Source organism: Sphingobium jiangsuense (assembly GCF_014196495.1).
GTDB classification, from domain to species: domain Bacteria; phylum Pseudomonadota; class Alphaproteobacteria; order Sphingomonadales; family Sphingomonadaceae; genus Sphingobium; species Sphingobium jiangsuense.
The window spans coordinates 214,289-230,871 of record NZ_JACIDT010000006.1 but is presented as its reverse complement, the minus strand read 5'-3'; the positions used below and the strand labels follow the sequence as shown (position 1 = coordinate 230,871).

The 16,583-nt window shown below is 66.2% G+C and carries 14 protein-coding genes; 10 read left to right on the top strand and 4 right to left on the bottom strand.

Annotated features, from left to right (window positions below):
• Positions 1-58 precede the first annotated feature (58 nt).
• Positions 59-2,305: an LPS-assembly protein LptD gene (locus GGR43_RS10665; RefSeq protein WP_188071977.1), complete on the bottom strand. Its 2,247-nt coding sequence runs from the start codon at positions 2,303-2,305 to the stop codon at positions 59-61.
• A 316-nt stretch (positions 2,306-2,621) separates the two neighbouring features.
• Here GGR43_RS10665 and GGR43_RS10660 point away from each other — a divergent pair, with 316 nt between their 5' ends.
• From GGR43_RS10660 to ndk, 3 genes are all read left to right on the top strand, one after another.
• Positions 2,622-4,073, top strand: coding sequence for a leucyl aminopeptidase (locus GGR43_RS10660; protein WP_188071976.1), 1,452 nt, complete (start codon positions 2,622-2,624; stop codon positions 4,071-4,073).
• A gap of 15 nt (positions 4,074-4,088) precedes the next feature.
• Entirely contained in the window at positions 4,089-4,529 is a 441-nt protein-coding gene (locus tag GGR43_RS10655; protein ID WP_188071921.1) for a DNA polymerase III subunit chi, read from the top strand.
• Positions 4,530-4,621: 92 nt separating this feature from the next.
• Positions 4,622-5,044 (top strand): nucleoside-diphosphate kinase, encoded by a 423-nt coding sequence (gene ndk, locus GGR43_RS10650; RefSeq protein WP_188071920.1) that lies wholly within the window; start codon positions 4,622-4,624, stop codon positions 5,042-5,044.
• 334 nt (positions 5,045-5,378) lie between these two features.
• Here ndk and GGR43_RS10645 read toward each other — a convergent pair whose 3' ends face one another.
• Complete coding sequence (locus GGR43_RS10645) at positions 5,379-6,026, bottom strand: carbonic anhydrase (RefSeq protein ID WP_188071919.1); 648 nt, start codon at positions 6,024-6,026, stop codon at positions 5,379-5,381.
• Between the two features lie 97 nt (positions 6,027-6,123).
• On the opposite strand from GGR43_RS10645, the gene lipA reads away from it, so the two are divergent.
• Both lipA and GGR43_RS10635 read left to right on the top strand, forming a co-directional pair.
• Complete coding sequence (gene lipA / locus GGR43_RS10640) at positions 6,124-7,050, top strand: lipoyl synthase (RefSeq protein WP_425502187.1); 927 nt, start codon at positions 6,124-6,126, stop codon at positions 7,048-7,050.
• Positions 7,037-7,513 (top strand): type II toxin-antitoxin system RatA family toxin, encoded by a 477-nt coding sequence (locus GGR43_RS10635; RefSeq protein ID WP_188071917.1) that lies wholly within the window; start codon positions 7,037-7,039, stop codon positions 7,511-7,513. Before lipA ends, GGR43_RS10635 begins: the two co-directional genes overlap by 14 nt.
• Here the strand turns inward: GGR43_RS10635 and GGR43_RS10630 are convergent.
• Together GGR43_RS10630 and GGR43_RS10625 are read right to left on the bottom strand one after the other, a co-directional pair.
• On the bottom strand, positions 7,459-7,977 hold the full coding sequence (locus GGR43_RS10630; protein WP_188071916.1) for a CinA family protein: 519 nt from the start codon (positions 7,975-7,977) through the stop codon (positions 7,459-7,461). The genes GGR43_RS10635 and GGR43_RS10630 overlap by 55 nt on opposite strands.
• 11 nt (positions 7,978-7,988) lie before the next feature.
• The gene (locus GGR43_RS10625; RefSeq protein ID WP_188071915.1) at positions 7,989-9,161 is read right to left on the bottom strand and encodes a bifunctional 2-C-methyl-D-erythritol 4-phosphate cytidylyltransferase/2-C-methyl-D-erythritol 2,4-cyclodiphosphate synthase; all 1,173 of its coding nucleotides are present in this window, start codon (positions 9,159-9,161) and stop codon (positions 7,989-7,991) included.
• 110 nt (positions 9,162-9,271) lie between these two features.
• Here GGR43_RS10625 and dusB point away from each other — a divergent pair, with 110 nt between their 5' ends.
• From dusB to ntrX, 5 genes are all read left to right on the top strand, one after another.
• Complete coding sequence (dusB, locus tag GGR43_RS10620; protein WP_188071914.1) at positions 9,272-10,270, top strand: tRNA dihydrouridine synthase DusB; 999 nt, start codon at positions 9,272-9,274, stop codon at positions 10,268-10,270.
• A gap of 44 nt (positions 10,271-10,314) precedes the next feature.
• Entirely contained in the window at positions 10,315-11,370 is a 1,056-nt protein-coding gene (locus GGR43_RS10615) for a two-component system sensor histidine kinase NtrB (protein ID WP_188071913.1), read from the top strand.
• Positions 11,367-12,854, top strand: a complete 1,488-nt coding sequence (gene ntrC, locus GGR43_RS10610) for a nitrogen regulation protein NR(I) (protein WP_188071912.1) — start codon at positions 11,367-11,369, stop codon at positions 12,852-12,854. Before GGR43_RS10615 ends, ntrC begins: the two co-directional genes overlap by 4 nt.
• Before the next feature lie 103 nt (positions 12,855-12,957).
• Positions 12,958-15,174: a sensor histidine kinase gene (locus GGR43_RS10605; protein WP_246343519.1), complete on the top strand. Its 2,217-nt coding sequence runs from the start codon at positions 12,958-12,960 to the stop codon at positions 15,172-15,174.
• Complete coding sequence (gene ntrX, locus GGR43_RS10600) at positions 15,164-16,534, top strand: nitrogen assimilation response regulator NtrX (protein WP_188071911.1); 1,371 nt, start codon at positions 15,164-15,166, stop codon at positions 16,532-16,534. Before GGR43_RS10605 ends, ntrX begins: the two co-directional genes overlap by 11 nt.
• The last annotated feature ends 49 nt before the right edge of the window (positions 16,535-16,583 follow it).

The window sequence follows — 16,583 nt, the reverse complement described above, 5'->3', positions numbered from 1 at the left end:
TAGTGCCTGCGCGATGCTGAATGTCCGCTGAGCAATGCCGGGCGATGGATATCGATCCTTATATGCCAAGATTACGAAACGCCAGCCGTAGCTGTATCGTATTATTGTTCCGCGCGTCGCCCGAACTGCGATAGTTCCGCTTCCATGTCACGCCCAGGTCGATGCATTCGTCCTGATAGGCGAGGCCAACGCGGTGGCGGACCGGCTCGAAGCCGTCACCCAGCGAAGAGGTGTCCTCGCTCGCGTCGGTAAGGTCGATGACGGTGGAACCGAAGATCGACCAGTAGCGGGCGAAGGCGATCCGCGCGCCCAGCCGCACTTCCTCGCGATCCGTCAGATCCTCGGTGGTCTCGGTCGCATTGCGGTTGAGGCGGAGATAGCCGATCGTCGCATAGGTGCGGCGCGACCCCACCGTCGCGTCGATCTCGTTCCGCCGCAGGGCCAGATTGTCCTTGTCCAGCCGATAGCGATGGGTGACGCTGATGAAATCCTTGTAGCGGACGGTCGTGCGCCCGACGATGTCGGAAATCCGCTCGGAAAGGCCGGTTCCGTCCGGGAAGAGGGAGGAGCGGTCGCTGACCCGGTAGCTCTGGCCGACGATCGCGCTCAGCGAGAAATCCTTGAGGTCCAGCCCATATTCGACGCCATAGGTGACGCGGCTGGCGTCGTCGACCCGGTCATAGCCGGGGAAGCGGTTGAGCGCGAAGAGGTTGCTGTCCTCCAGATCGACGGTGCGCGCGTCCTCGTTCGGGATCGCCATGTTGCGGATCCTGGGCGAGGCGACGATCTGCACGCGCGGGATGATCCGCTGCGTGCCGCCGAGGAACGCGCCGACGAAGGGCCAGCGCATGTCGGCGGCGAGCGCCGCGACGCCGCGCCCCTGCCAGCCGCTGATGCCGCTATAGGCCGCATTGTCCGCCAGATCATTGTCGGAGCTGTGATAGACGTCGCCGCGCGCATAGGCGGTCAGGCTCAGCTCCTGCCCCAGCGCGGTCAGCCGCCGCAGCGTCCATTCCGCCGAGGCGAAGGCGCGCTGGGTGTCCTGCCCATGGGTGCGGGTGATGGCGAGGCTGTTCGCCTGAAACTGCACCGCGCCGCCCAGCAGCGGGTCGGTCATCCGCAGCCGGTAGTCGATGACCGGCAGCGCGATCGGCATCTGCCCCTGCCGGTCGGTCAGGCGCAGCGTCTGCACCGACCAGCCCGCGATCGAAAGATAGCTGTTGTCGCTGATCCGCTCCGCCTTCAGCGTGGAGCGCAGCCGGTCGTCGCGGCTGATGTCGTAGCGGCGCAGGAAGGTGCGGTCGGTCACCCGCCGGATCGACCCGGAAAGATTCCAGTTCCGGTCGAGCTGATAGCTGCCGCTGCCGTCGATATAGCCGCGCAGCTGCCGGTTGCCGCTGCCGGTGCTGATCTCGTCGTCGCTGCTGCGGCTGTTGGTGATGTAGCCGGTGATGCTGTAGGCGCCCTTGCCGAGGAAGGCGCGATAATTGCCCTCCAGCATCGGCAGTTCGTTGGTGAAGACGTGCGGCGTCACCGTCATGTCGCGATTGGGCGCCAGCTTGAAATAATAGGGCAGGGCGATTTCCAGCCCGTTGACGCCGTTCAATCGCGCATCGGGCACCAGCAGGCCGGATGCGCTGTCCTCCCCGACCGAATGGGCGAAACCCGGCAGCACCAGCAGCGGCAGGCCGAACAGCTCCAGCCGGGCATGGCTGTAATGCACCCGCTTGGTGGCGGGGTCGTAGCGGATCTCGACCGCCTTGATCTGCCAGCTCGGTTCCTTGGGGCAGCCCTCGGCATTTTCGACCGGGCAGGGGGAATAGGCCGCCTCGCGCAGCGTATAGACATTGTCGCGATGCTCGCCCCGGCGCGCGACCAGACGCCCGCCCTGCGCCATCACCAGCAGCAGGTTGTCGACCACGCCGTCCTTCAGCGCGTCGGTCACCTCTATGCTGTCGCCATAGCCGACATTGCCGTCGGGATCGGTGACGGAGACATTGCCGCTGGCGCGCACCTCGCCGGTCTTGCGGTTCCACACCACCTGATCGGCGCGCAGCCGGTTGCCCTCGCGCAGCATCTGCACCTTGCCGCTGGCGGTGACGGTGTCGTTGTTGCTGTCATAGACGAGATCGTCGGCGGAAAAGGCGATTTCGTCGCTGCTGGCGGGCAGGGGCGTGTCGGGCGCGGTGGAGGCGGCGGCGTCCTGCTCGGCGCTGGGCGGATGCACATCCTCTATCGATGCCGCCCGGCCCCGCTGTTCGTCGGGCGCGCCTGCGCCCTCCTGCGCCTGAGCCTGCGCCATCATCGCGAGCGCCATGGTCCCTGCCAGCAGGGCCAGACGGGCGGAGAAAACCGCACGGCCGGATGCGGGCAACAGCGAAAAACGCGGAAGTTCGACAGGAAGATGCAAAACGCCTCGGTCCGCAAATGAAGTTATCCGCTCGCCTATTGCATTGCCCGGCGTTTCCCGCAATCCCAATGCGTCGCGGGTTGTCCCAAAAACATTTCGGCCTTGCGAATGAAGCGGCTGCACCGGGCTTCAATGGTCGCTTTGCCATCTTTGTTCCGCTGGTGTATCGCCAACCTCATCTTATGCACCGCCCATGATCTAGAGGGATATGATGGAAATCCGCTTTTCGCCCAACCGCTCGTCCGACGCCGATACGCTTGCCTATGCCGTGAAGAGCGACGGGCTGGCCCAGCTTTCGACCGTGCCCGGCCTCGAAGCCACCGCCGCGCTCGCCCGTTTCGCCGGCGAATGCGGCGCGAGCGTCGAAAGCTTCGCCGAGGTGGACGGCGCCGCGCGGCGGGTCGTGCTGGTCGGCATCGGCGCGGGCAACGATGCGGAGATGGAGCGCGCGGGCGCCGCGCTGGCCGCCAGGCTGCTGACCTCCGGCGCGCGCCACGCCGCCGTCTCCTTCGAGGCGGCCGGGCTGGCGAGCGCGGCGGGCATCGCCCGCTTCGCCTTCGGCGCGAAGCTGCGCGGCTGGCGGATCGAGCGCTATCGCACGCGCATGCCCGAAAAGCAGAAGCGCACGCTGGAGCGCGTCGATCTGGTGACCGGCATCGACGCCTCGGCGGAATGGGCGCATCTCTCCGAACTGGCCGAAGGGGTGATGTTCACCCGCGAACTGGTGTCCGAACCGGCGAACGTCCTCTACCCCGAAAGCTTCGTCGAGCGCTGCCGCCCGCTGGAGGCGCTGGGCGTCACCTTCACGGTGCTGGACGAGACGCGGATGGCGGAGCTGGGCATGGGCGCGTTGCTCGGCGTCGCGCAAGGCTCCGCGCGCAAGCCGCGCCTGCTGGCGATGGAATGGAACGGCACCGGCGACGCCGACGCGAAGCCGGTCGTGCTGGTCGGCAAGGGCGTCACCTTCGACACCGGCGGCATCTCGATCAAGCCCGCCGCAGGCATGGAGGACATGAAGTGGGACATGGGCGGCGCGGGCGCGGTCGCGGGCACGATGCGCGCGCTCGCCGGGCGCAAGGCGAAGGCGCGGGTCGTCGGCATTTGCGGCCTTGTCGAGAATATGCCGGACGGCAATGCGCAGCGCCCCGGCGATATCGTCACCTCCCTGTCCGGCCAGACGATCGAGGTGCTCAACACCGATGCCGAGGGGCGGCTGGTGCTGTGCGACGCGATCAGCTGGGCGCAGGCGACCTACAAGCCCGAAATCCTGATCGACCTCGCCACGCTGACCGGCGCGATGATCGTCTCGCTCGGCCATGAATATGCCGGGCTGTTCAGCAATGACGACGGCCTTGCCGAACAGCTGACGGCGGCGGGACAGAAGGCGGGCGATCCGCTGTGGCGCTTCCCGCTGGGCGATGCCTATGACAAGCTGATCGACAGCCCGATCGCCGACATGAAGAATATCGGCGGCCGCTTCGCCGGGTCGATCACCGCCGCGCAGTTCATCAAGCGCTTCGTCGAGGACGGCGTGAAATGGGCGCATCTCGACATCGCCGGGATGGTCTGGGCGGAAAAGCCCGGTGCGGTGTGGGATCGCGGCGCGACCGGCTATGGCGTGCGCCTGCTCGACCGCTTCATCGCCGACACGGCCGAAGGCTGACGCGGGACGCGCGCGATGCAGGTCGATTTCTATCAGCTCGACGGCGATCCGGTGGAACGGGTGCTGCCCGCCATCGCCCAGAAGCTGCTCGATCAGGGCGACCGGCTGGTGGTGATCGACGGGCGCGAGGGCTATCTCGTTCGCCTTTCCCATGCGCTGTGGGACTGGAAGCCGGAAAGCTTCCTCGCCCATGGCGTCGCGGGCGAGGGAGACGAGGCGATGCAGCCGGTGCTGCTTGCCAGGGAGGGCGGCGCCCCGGCCAATGGCGCGCGTCACATCGCGCTGACCGATGGCCTATGGCGCGACGAGGCGCTGGGCTATGACCGCGCCTTCTTCTTCTTCGACGAGCAGACGCTGGAAGCCGCCCGCGCCTGCTGGCGGATGGTCAAGGGCAAGGACGGGGTGGAGCCGCGTTTCTGGCGGCAGGAGGGGCGCCGCTGGGTGCAGGCGGCGTGACCCCTTGGGCCGACGAATAGCGCTTGCCGCCGCCCCCGGAGGCGGGTAAAGCGCCCGCCAACTTGAACAGGAACCACTGGAGTTACGCCAAAATGGCTGCGAATCGTACCTTTTCGATCATCAAGCCGGACGCCACGCGCCGCAACCTGACCGGCGCCATCACGGCGATGCTGGAGGAAGCCGGGCTGCGCGTCGTCGCTTCCAAGCGCATCCGCATGAGCCGAGAGCAGGCCGAGGGCTTCTACGCCGTGCACAAGGATCGCCCCTTCTTCGCCGATCTGGTGGCGTTCATGATCTCCGGCCCGGTGGTCGTTCAGGTGCTGGAAGGCGAGAACGCCGTGAAGCGCAACCGCGACATCATGGGCGCGACCAATCCCGAAAACGCCGACGAAGGCACGATCCGCAAGCGCTTCGCCGAGTCGATCGAGGCGAACTCGGTCCACGGTTCGGACAGCGACGAGAATGCGGCGGCGGAAATCGCCTATTTCTTCAAGCCGGAAGAAATCGTCGGCTGATCGCCGCCGCGCCGTCAGGGCTGACGAAAAAGGCCGCCGGTTGGTTCCGGCGGCCTTTTTCGTTCGTGCTATCCAGGCGTATTCCATTTGCGTCATCCCAGCGCAGGCTGGGATCGGTAGAGGCTTGGGTCCCGCATCATCGAGAACGATGCCAGCCTGCGCTGGCATGACGTATAGGGATGGCGGGTCCCACCCCCCGTTTGCCCTGAGCTTGTCGACCCGAAGGGCGGGCGAAGCCCAACGGCTGTACTTCCTTTCTGCGTTTCTGCGTTGGAGAAAGAAGAAGGACAGGGCTTCGACAGGTTCAGCCCGAACGAAGATCGGTTCTCGCGCCTCAAGCCGGAACCGGCGAAAACTCCCCGCTTTTCTCGTCCAGCACATGCAGCACGCCGTCGGCGATCGCGAAATAGGCGCCGATCAGCCGCAACTGGCCCTTGCCTTCCTTGTGCCGCACGCAGGGGAAAGTGCGCAGATTGTCCAGCGACACCTTGACGCCTTCCTTCTCCATCATGCGCAGCGCCTCGCGGCTGTGATCGTCCTCGCCATATACCTCGGTCACGCGGTCGCGCGCGTCGTTCAGCATGTCGATCCACGTCGCGATGAAGCCGCCTTCGCCCGGAGGCGCGTCCTTCAGTTCCTGCGTCAGCGCGGCGCGGCAGCCGCCGCACAGGCCATGGCCCATCACCACGATTTCCTGCACATTGAGCACCTGCACCGCGAATTCCAGCGCGGCGGACACGCCATGGCGCCCCGGAGTCGTCTCGAACGGAGGCACCAGCGCGGCTACGTTGCGCACGACGAAGATCTCGCCGGGACTGGTATCGAAAATCTGGGTGGGGTCGACCCTGCTGTCGGAGCAGGCGATCACCATCACGCGCGGGCTTTGCCCTTCCTTCAATTCATCCCACCGTTCCCGTTGGTCGGACCAGCCACTGGCACGGAAACGGCGATAGCCATCGATCATATCGGTGAATAAGGTCATCTTCCCGCTATTCTCCTCTGCTTATTGTCTATTCTGACTGGCGCGCGCGCCGTTGGATCGCTATCTGGACCGAATGACCGAGAATGCAAGCCCTTCTATGCCGGAAAACGCTCCCCGTCAGCGCAAGCCCGACTGGATTCGCGTAAAGGCGCCGACCAGCCCCGGCTATCTTGAGACGAAGAAGCTGATGCGCCAGAAAGGCCTGGCGACGGTGTGCGAGGAGGCTGCGTGCCCCAACATCGGCGAGTGCTGGACGAAGAAGCACGCGACGGTGATGATCCTGGGCGACGTGTGCACGCGCGCCTGCGCCTTCTGCAACGTCAAGACCGGCATGCCGCGCCGCGTGGATCCCAAGGAACCGCAGAATTTGGCCGATGCCGCCGCCGAAATGGGGCTGGAGCATATCGTCATCACCTCGGTCGACCGCGACGACCTGCCCGATGGCGGCGCCTCGCAATTCGTCAAGGTGATCGAGGCGCTGCGCCGCACCACGCCCGGCACCACCATCGAGATACTGACGCCGGATTTCCGCAACAAGCATGAGCGCGCGGTGGAGATGATCGTCGCGGCCCGGCCCGACGTCTACAACCATAATCTCGAAACCGTGCCCCGGCTCTATCCGACGATCCGCCCCGGCGCGCGCTATTATGCCTCGCTGCGCCTGCTCGAAACGGTGAAGCGACTCGACCCGTCCATCTTCACCAAGTCCGGCATCATGCTGGGGCTGGGCGAGGAGCGGCTGGAGGTCCATCAGGTGATGGACGACATGCGCTCGGCCGACATCGATTTCCTGACCATGGGGCAATATCTCCAGCCCACGCCCAAGCATGCGAAGGTGATGGAGTTCGTGACGCCGCAGGCCTTTTCCGCCTATGCGGCGATCGCGCGCGCCAAGGGCTTTTTGCAGGTGGCGTCCAGCCCGCTCACCCGGTCCAGCTATCACGCGGACAAGGATTTCGCGGAAATGCGCGCCGCGCGCGAGGCGCAACTGGCGAAGGCGAAAGCCGCCGATGCCAAGGCATAACGAAACGCGGCATCTGCCCTATACGCCGGAGCAGATGTTCGGCCTGGTGGCCGATGTCCAATCCTATGAGCAGTTCCTGCCATGGGTCAGCGCCATTCGCGTGCGCTCCGACAGCGCGACGGAGATGGTCGCGGACATGATCGTCGGCTTCAAGGGGCTGAGCGAGAGCTTCACCTCCCGCGTGCACAAGGAACGGCCGCACCATATCCATGTCGATTATCTCGACGGGCCGTTGAAGCATCTCAGCAACGACTGGCGCTTCCGCCCGGACGGGCAGGGGGGCGTGCTGATCGACTTCGAGGTCGATTTCGCGTTCAAGAACCGATTGTTCGAGATGATCGCCGGGCAGATGTTCGACAAGGCGCTGCGCAAGATGATCGGCGCGTTCGAAACCCGCGCGGTTCAGCTTTACGGCTCGTCCGGCTCCGGCAGCAGCAGTTCGAGCGCGCACAGCGCCGCCTGAAGGCGCACGCCCGCGCGGCCCAGATCACCGAAATTCTTGAAGTCGGCGACCACCTTGTCCGGCTCGCCGCCCCGTTCGGCGCGGGCGAAGACGACAGTGCCGACCGGCTTGTTGTCCGATCCGCCCGCGGGCCCTGCGATTCCGGTGATGGCGACCGCGACATGGGCATGGGTGCTTTGCAGCGCGCCCTGCGCCATCGCCCAGGCGGTCGCGACCGAAACGGCGCCGAAGGTTTCCAGCACATCCTGAGAAACCTTGAGAACCTTCTGCTTTATCTCGTTGGAATAGGTAACGAAACTCGCCTCGAACACCTCCGAGCAGCCCGGCACTTCGGTGATGGCGGCGGACACCAGCCCGCCGGTGCAGCTTTCCGCCAGCGCGAAAGTGCGGCCGATGCGGCGGTTTTCCTGCACGACGCGCCGGGCGAGCGCCGCCAGTTCCGGGTGAACGAGGGAGTCAGTCATAAGCGACCATCTTATTCCGGCAGCAGGATGGTGGCAACCGCCTGCGCGGCAATGCCCTCGCGCCGCCCGGTAAAGCCGAGCCGCTCGGTCGTGGTCGCCTTCACCGACACGCGGCCGGGGTCGATTTCCAGCAATTCCGCCAGCCGCGCGCGCATCGCCTCGCGATGGGGGCCGATTTTCGGCGCCTCGCAGATGATGCTGACGTCGACATGGGCGATTTCCCCGCTGCGCGCCGCCACCCGGTCGCGCGCGAAGGTCAGGAATGTGTGCGAGGGCGCGCCCTTCCATTGCGGGTCGGACGGCGGGAAATGGCTGCCGATATCGCCCTCCGCCAGCGCGCCGAGCAGCGCGTCCACCAGCGCATGGATGGCGACGTCGGCGTCGCTATGGCCGGAAAGTCCCCGCTCATGCGCTATCTCGACGCCGCAGAGCCAGAGCGGCTTGCCCGCAACCAGCCGGTGCACGTCATAGCCGGTGCCGACGCGGGGCAGGCGGCTCGCGGCGAGCGCGCCCTGCGCTCGCGCCAGATCGCCGGAATAGGTCAGTTTTTCGAGCATCGCATCCCCCTCGACCATCGCCACCGGCACGCTCAGCGCGCGCAGCATCCCGGCGTCGTCCGTCACTGGCGCATCGGCGGGCGTTTCCCGGTGCGCGCGCATTATTGTCTCAAAATGGAACATTTGCGGCGTCTGCACGCGATAGAGCCCGTCGCGCGCCACATCCTCGCCCATACGCGCCTCGCTCCCCCGCACCAGCGTATCGGCGACCGGCAGGACCGGGATGGCGGCGTCATGGCTTTCCGCCGCCGCGATCAGCCGGTCGAGCACCCCGGCGGGCAGGAAAGGGCGCGCCGCATCATGGATAAGGACATGGCAGGGCGCGCCCTCCGCCGCCAGCCGATCGAGCGCCGCGCGCACCGAATCCCGCCGGGTCGCGCCGCCCGCCACCAGTTCCGGCGCGGCGGTGAGGGGGGCCAGCGCCTCGCGCGCCAGTTGCTCCTGCCCCTCGCCGATCGCGACGAGGATGCGCTCCACCGCCGGATGGGCCGCCAGCGCCGCCCAGGCGTGGGCCAGCACCGCCCGCCCGGCGACCGGCATATATTGCTTGGGAAGGTCCGTCCCCATGCGGCTCCCCTGCCCGGCGGCGACGAGGATGGCGACGAATGTCCGGCGTTCGGTGGTCATGCAAGCGCGCTTAACCGAGAGGCGGTTGATATTCCAGCGGCCTTGTTCCAGCAGCTTGCGGCATTGCGGAAAAATCGCTATGGGGTGCCTGTTTTTTAGGCAGAAAGTCGATGCGCACGCTCCCCCCCATCATGGTCGGCCCGGTCAGGATCGACGATCCGGTGATATTGGCGCCGATGACCGGCGTCACCGACATGCCGTTCCGCACGCTGGTACGCCGCTACGGCTCCGGCCTCAATGTGACGGAGATGATCGCATCGCCCGCCGCCATCCGCGAAACGCGGCAGTCGCTGCAAAAGGCCGCATGGCATCCGGTCGAGGAGCCGGTGTCGATGCAGCTCGTCGGCTGCTCACCCAGGGAAATGGGGGAGGCGGCAAAGCTGAACGAGGATCGCGGCGCGGCGATCATCGACATCAACATGGGTTGCCCGGTGCGCAAGGTGGTGAACGGCGAGGCGGGCAGCGCGCTGATGCGCGACCTCGACCTCGCCGCCGCGCTCATCAGGGCGACGGTGGACGCGGTTTCCGTCCCCGTCACGGTCAAGATGCGCATGGGCTGGGATCATAACAGCCTCAACGCGCCGGAACTCGCCCGCATCGCGCAGGATCTGGGCGCGAAGATGATCACCGTCCATGGCCGCACCCGTTGCCAGATGTACAAGGGCAGCGCCGACTGGGCGTTCGTCCGCCGGGTGAAGGAGGCGGTCGAGCTACCCGTCATCGTCAACGGCGACATCTGCTCGGTCGAGGATGCCGAAACCGCGCTCGACCAGAGCGGGGCGGACGGCGTGATGATCGGCCGCGGCGCCTATGGCAAGCCGTGGCTGCTGGGGCAGGTGATGCACGGCCTCACCACCGGGCGGAGGCGGCCCGACCCGTCGCTGGACGAACAATATGCGACGATCGTCGAGCATTATCGCGCGATGCTCGACCATTATGGCGAAACCACCGGCGTCAACATGGCGCGCAAGCATCTGGGCTGGTACACCAAGGGCCTGCCCGGATCGGCGGAATTCCGCAATGCCGTCAACCAGGTGCCGGACAGCCGCACCGTGCTGGACATGCTGGCGCGCTTCTACGATCCCCTGCTGTCCCGTGCGGCCGCGTGAGGGGGGCGGACTTTCGCTCTTCCCGATCGCTCCGGCCGCCGGGCATGGCCGAGATCATGGCGGCGATGCCGGTCGCGGTGCTGATCCTCGCCCCCGACAATCGCGTCGCCGACGCCAATCCGCGCGCCGAAATCCTGCTCAACATGGCGCGCTCCGCCATCGTCGGCAGCGAGATCACGCGGATCATCCGCATCGACCAGATCAACCCGACCTTCGACCTCTGGCACAGCGACAAGCCGCTCGCCGTCTATGACATATTGCTGCATGCGGGGCGGACGGTTTCGCTGCGCGCCGACGTGATGATCGCTCCCCTGGGCGAGCATGAGGGCTGGCGCACCGTCACCATCCACACCCAAAGCCTCGCGCAGAAGATCGGCGGACGGCGCACGGCGGGCGGCACGCGCTCCGCCATGGGGGCGGCGGCGATCCTCGCCCATGAGATAAAGAACCCGCTATCGGGTATCAGGGGGGCCGCGCAACTGCTTGAAAACAGTGCAGGTGAGGAAGGCGCGCCGCTGACCCGGCTGATCTGCAACGAGGTGGACAGGATCGCCGCGCTGATCGATCGGATGCAGGATTTCACCACCGAGCGGAAGCTGGAATGCCAGCCGACCAACATCTATCCGGTGCTCGATCAGGCGATCCAGATCGCCAGCGCCGGTTTTGCCAGTGGGGTGAAGCTGGTGCGCCATTATGACCCGTCGCTGCCCAACGCGCTCTGCCATGCCGATACGCTGGCGCAGGTGATCATCAACCTGCTGAAAAATGCGAGCGAGGCGCTGACCGACACCGCCCACCCGCAAATCCGCATCGAAACCGCTTTCCGCCACGGCGTCTCGGTGATGCTGGACGAGGGCAAGGGCAATGCGGTGCTGCCCATAGAGATTGCGGTGATCGACAACGGCCCCGGCGTGCCCGCCGCCATTCAGGACGATCTGTTCAACCCCTTCATCTCCGGCAAGTCGGGCGGGCAGGGGCTGGGCCTCGCGCTGGTCGACAAGCTGATCCGCGACATGAACGGCTTTGTCGAATATGTCCGCGACAAGGATCTGGGCGAGAGCATCTTTCGCATCATGCTGCCGATGGGAACAAGGGAATGAGCGCGACTTCGGGCGGACGCATATTGGTGGTGGACGACGATTCGGCGATCTGCGTCGTCGTCAGCGAGGCGCTGCGCCGCGCGGGCCACAGCGTGAAGATCGCGGGCACCATCGCCGATCGCGCCGCGCTGCTGGAAAGCTTCCGCCCCGACATATTGGTGACGGACGTGAAGCTGCCCGACGGCGACGGGCTGACCGATGTTCATCATATCATCGAGGCATGGCCGGACATGCGCGTCATCATCCTCTCCGCGCAGAACACGCTCAACACGGCGGTCCGCGCGACGGAGAAGGGGGCGTTCGAATATCTGCCCAAGCCCTTCGACCTCAACGAGCTGACGCGTGCCGTGGGCGACGCGCTGGCCTCCCGCCGTCAGGCGATGAAGGCGGCGGGCGAGGGCGGCGGCACGGGGCAGGACGACAACCAGATCAGCGAGGACATGCCGCTGGTCGGGCGCTCGCCCGCGATGCAGGAGGTGTATCGCACCATCGCCCGCGTGCTCCAGAACGACCTCACCATCCTGATCCTCGGTGAATCCGGCACCGGCAAGGAGCTGGTGGCGCAGGCGATCCACCGATTGGGCCGCCGCCGCGACCATCCCTTCGTCGCCGTCAACATGGCCGCCATCCCCCGCGACCTCATCGAGGCGGAGCTGTTCGGTTACGAGAAGGGCGCCTTCACCGGCGCGCTGCAACGCTCGGCGGGCCGGTTCGAGCAGGCGGACGGCGGCACGCTGTTTCTCGACGAGATCGGCGACATGCCGATGGAGGCGCAGACCCGGCTGCTGCGCGTGCTGCAAAGCGGGGAGGTGACGACCGTGGGCGGCTCCACCCCGGTCAAGGTCAATGTCCGCATCATCGCGGCGACGCACAAGGATCTGCCCTCGCTGATCGCGGAGAACCGCTTCCGCCAGGACCTCTATTATCGCCTGAACGTCGTGCCCATCGAATTGCCGCCGCTGCGCATGCGCCGCGACGACATCCCGCTGCTCGCCCGCCATTTCCTCGATCAGGCGGCGCAGGAAGGACTGCCGCGCAAGACGCTGGACCCGGAGGCGGCGCAGCTGCTCTCGCTCTACAGCTGGCCCGGCAATGTGCGCGAATTGCAGAATGTGATGCAGCGCATGGCCGTCCTCATCCGGGAAGACAGGATTTCCGCCGATATCGTGCGGCAGAATATCGATACCGGCCATGTCCCGGCCAACAGCGCGGGCGGCGGCGACCTGCACGAACTGCTGGGCGAATGGGTGCGCCGCAAGCTCGCCGCCAACGCCGCGAGCGACGGCACGGCGGCGCTGCACGACGACATGCTCGCGCTGGTCGAGCCGGTGCTGCTGCGCGAGACGCTGGCCGCCGTCGACGGCAACCAGATCAGGGCCGCCAGCCTGCTGGGCATCAACCGCAATACGCTGCGCAAAAAGCTGACGGATTATGACATAGATCCGACGGATATGCGGCATAAGGGCTATGATCCGGTCGAATAATGTGCTCTATTGGGCACAACGTTGTATGACAGCAACATCACGCAGCAGAGATGACAGCAAACTAGTCTGACGGGTTGTCGCCATAGCCATTGCATCACCCCATTTGTCCCGGACTTTCCGTGGCTGGTTGCGGAGCGAGCGCTTCTTTGCCGGGGCGGAGATTTTTGCCGTTACCGCCCTGCTGCTGACTGGCAGCGCGACCTGGTTCGCCCTTTCCGCGCAGGACGATCGCACAGCGCTGCTCTCTCCCCCCATCGTCGCGCTGCTGCTGGTCGCCAATCTGGTGCCCGCGATCGCTCTGCTGGTGCTGCTCGGCCGCCGCGTGGCGATGCGCCGCGCCGCCCGTTCCGCGATCGGCAGCGACGGGCAACTGCATGTCCGCCTCGTCGCCATCTTCTCGCTGGTCGCCAGCGTGCCGATGCTGCTGGTGGTGATCTTCGCCTCGCTATTGTTCCAATATGGCGTGCAATTCTGGTTCTCCGACAGTGCGCGGGCGATGCTGCAAAATGCGGGCACCTTCGCGCGCGGCTATTATGAGCAGAACCTGCGCGAGGTCGGCGACGAAACGCTCACCATGGCGAGCGACCTGCGCGATTATCTGACGCAATCCAAGGTATCCTCGCCGGAATTCGCCGAGGGCTATATCTATCAGGTGGTGACGCGAAAGCTCAACCGCTCCGCAATCATCGAGATCGGCAAGGACGGCATCGCCCGCACCGCCGCGACGGTGGACCCGGACCAGCGCGGCGCGGCGCAATTGCTGACCAAGGATATCGTCACCCGCCTGTCGCAGGGGGAGAATGTGTTCGTGCGGGCGGAGCCGGACCAGATCGAGGCGTTCGCGCTGCTCTATCCCGACCGGCAGATATATCTCTACGCCGCCCGCGATTCCGACGCCCCGGCCTTCAGCCAGGTGAAGCGGGCGCAGGCGGTGCTCGCCAATTATGACAGCTTCGCGCGCCAGTCGCGGGCGTTGCAGATCCGCTTCAACACCGCGCTGTTCGTGGGGTCGCTGGCGCTGGTCGGGCTGGCGGTGTGGATCGCGCTGAAGGTCGCGGACCGGCTGGTCAAGCCGGTGAACGAACTGGTGGACGCCGCCCGGCGCATCACCGCGGGTGACCTCACCACCCGCGTTTCCGGCCCGCATGCGCGCGACGAGATCGGCGTGCTGTCCAGCGCCTTCAACCGCATGACGCAGCGGCTGGAGGGGCAGACGAGCGCGCTGATGGCCGCCAACAGCCAGCTCGAAAACCGCCGCGCCTTCATCGAGGCGACGCTGGCCAATGTGACGGCGGGCGTGGTCGCGGTCGATCCGCAGTGGAATATCCGCGTCATCAACCAGTCGGCACGGCATATCCTGACCAACAGCGACGGCGACCTGATCGACCAGCCGCTGCGCGAGATTTCGCGCGATCTGGCGGATCTGCTGGACGATGGGGCGACCGCCGATATCGTGCAGATCCGCGTCGGCAACGAACTGCGCACGCTCGCGGTCAAGATCGCCAAGGATCAGAGCGGCCATGTGCTGACCTTCGACGACATCACCCAGCAGCTCGCCGACCAGCGCCGCGCCGCCTGGTCCGACGTCGCGCGCCGCATCGCGCATGAGATCAAGAACCCGCTGACCCCGATCCAGCTCGCCGCCGAGCGGCTGCAACGCCGCTATGGCGAGGAGATCAGGAGCGACCGGTCCACCTTCACCCGCCTCACCGAGACGATCGTGCGGCAGGTGGGCGACCTGCGCCGGATCGTCGACGAATTCTCCTCCTTCGCGCGTATGCCAAAGCCGGTGTTCCGCGCCGAGCGGCTGGCCGACATCGCCCGCCATTCGCTGTTCCTGCACGAGGTCGCCCATCCGGCGATCGATTTCAGCTTCGACTCGCAACTGGGCGAGCGGGAGATCGTCTGCGACCGGCGCCAGATCGGGCAGGCGCTCACCAACATCGTCAAGAATGCGGTGGAAGCGGTCGAGGCCCGCGTCGCGATCGAGCCGGAGTTGCAGGGGCGCATCGTGATGACGCTGGTCGAAAGCGACGAGCGGATCGCGATCGAGCTGCGCGACAACGGCATCGGCCTGCCGGAAGAGCGGGAGCGCATCATCGAACCCTATATGACGACGCGCACCAAGGGCACCGGCCTCGGCCTCGCCATCGTGCACAAGATCGTCGAGGAGCATGGCGGCACAATGAGCTTTCATGACAATGAAGGCGGGGGTACGCTGGTGCGCATCCTGCTTGACCCCGCGCACCTCGCCCGGCTGGAGGAGAAGCCGGGCTTCGGCAATGACAGCAAGGGAGAGACAGTGTCGCATGGCGCTTGATATTCTGGTCGTTGATGATGAGGAGGACATCCGGGAACTGGTCGCCGGCGTGCTGGAGGACGAGGGCTATGAGACGCGCTCGGCCGCCAATGCCGACGCCGCGCTGGAGGCTCTGGCCGCCCGCCGCCCGTCGCTGGTGCTGCTCGACGTCTGGTTACAGGGATCGCGGCTCGACGGGCTGGAGGTGCTGGAGGAAATCAAGAAGCGCGACGCCAGCATTCCGGTGCTGATGATTTCCGGCCACGGCAATATCGACACCGCCGTCGCGGCGATCCGCAAGGGCGCGACCGACTTCATCGAAAAGCCGTTCGAGGCCGACCGGCTGCTCCACCTCGTCGCCCGCGCGACCGAGACGGAGCGGCTGCGCCGGGAAAATGAAGCGCTGCGGCAGCGGGTGGGGCAGGATGACGAACTGACCGGCACCAGCAGCGCGATCAACTCCGTCCGCGCGACGATCAAGAAGGTCGCGGGCACCGGCAGCCGCGTGCTCATCACCGGCCCGGCGGGGGTAGGCAAGGAAATCGCCGCGCGCATGCTCCACAACTGGAGCAACCGGTCGGACGGACCGTTCGTCATCGTCACCGCCGCGCGCATGGACCCGGAACGGGTGGAGGAGGAACTCTTCGGCGTCGAGGACCCCAGCGGCCTCGTCCGCCCCGGCTATCTGGAGCAGGCCCATGGCGGCACGCTCTATCTCGATGAGGTGGCGGACATGCCGCTCACCACGCAGGCGAAGATATTGCGCGTGCTGACCGACCAGAGCTTCACCCGCGTCGCCGGGCAGCGGCAGGTGAAGGTCGATGTGCGCTTCATCTCCTCCACCGCGACCAACCTCACCGCCGAGATCGAGGACAAGCGCTTCCGCGAGGATCTCTATTACCGCCTCAACGTGGTGCCGCTCGCCATTCCGCCGCTGAGCGAGCGGCGGGAGGATATCCCCGCGCTGGTCCAGCATTATGTCGCCCGTTTCGCCGCCGACCGGCGCGTGCCGCCGCCCGATGTCGCGCCCGACGCGATGGCCGCGCTACAGGCGGTCGAGTGGCCGGGCAATGTCCGCCAGCTGCGCAACGTGATCGAGCGGACGATGATCCTCGCGCCGTCCGACCGAATCGCCCGCATCGAGCTCGACATGCTGCCGTCCGAGACCACATCGGGCGAAAGCGAGGAGCATCTGATGTCCAATTCCATCATGACCTCGCCCCTGCGCGAGGCGCGGGAGAATTTCGAGCGGGAATATCTGCGGGTGCAGATCAAGCGCTTTTCCGGCAATATCTCCCGCACGGCGAGCTTCATCGGCATGGAAAGATCGGCCCTGCACCGCAAGCTGAAGCTGCTGGGCCTGACCGAGGAAAAGGACTGAACGGATTTATTTGCGCAGGCGATGGAAATATCTTCGCGCATGCGGTATG